The sequence below is a fragment of the Mesorhizobium sp. M0808 genome, assembly GCF_040320025.1.
Classification (GTDB): domain Bacteria; phylum Pseudomonadota; class Alphaproteobacteria; order Rhizobiales; family Rhizobiaceae; genus Mesorhizobium.
Map to the genome: position 1 here is coordinate 1 of NZ_JAMYOX010000141.1, position 618 is coordinate 618.

Here is a 618-nt window from a genome sequence, read left to right on the forward strand (position 1 = left end):
GAATGCGGCGCTTGATACGCCGGTGATCCTGTTCGATCCGATTGTTGAGATACCGGCTATTGCGGATGCGGATCGGCTTCAGCGGTCGCCGCGATCGCTGCCGCAGCCGGCTTTCAGCGTCGCAGGAAAGGATCGCTTCGTAATTGGTCTGGCTGCCGTCGGTGACGATGCGCTCCGGCCGGCCATGGCGCGTCAGCGCCTTGTGGAGGAAGCGTTGGGCCGCCACCAGGTCACGGTTTTCGCTGAAGAACAACTCGACCGTGTCGCCGAGGCTGTCGATGGCGCGGTAGAGATACATCCATGGCCGCAGACCTTGATGTACGTCTCGTCCATATGCCACTTGCTGCCGACCACACGCTTGCGCCGGTTGAAGCGCTCCAGCAGCTACGGCGAGAAGTGGGCGACCCAGCGATGCACGGTGGAATGGGCGACCTTCAAGCCGCATTCGGCCATCATCTCTTCCAGATCGCGCAGGCTCAGAGTGTAGGCCAGGTACCAGCGCACGCACAGCAGGATCACCGACTGGTCGAAATGGCGGCCGTTGAACATCACGTGCTCCTCCACAGCTGAGGCGTTTTTCTTGCCATGCTCCGCTTACCAAAAGGTTTGCGACAGAGC

At 61.2% G+C, this 618-nt stretch carries 1 pseudogene; it reads right to left on the reverse strand.

The features are described from left to right. A pseudogene (locus NKI25_RS36355) lies at positions 1 to 549 on the reverse strand (IS6 family transposase); the annotation flags it as partial. Between the last annotated feature and the right edge of the window lie 69 nt (positions 550 to 618).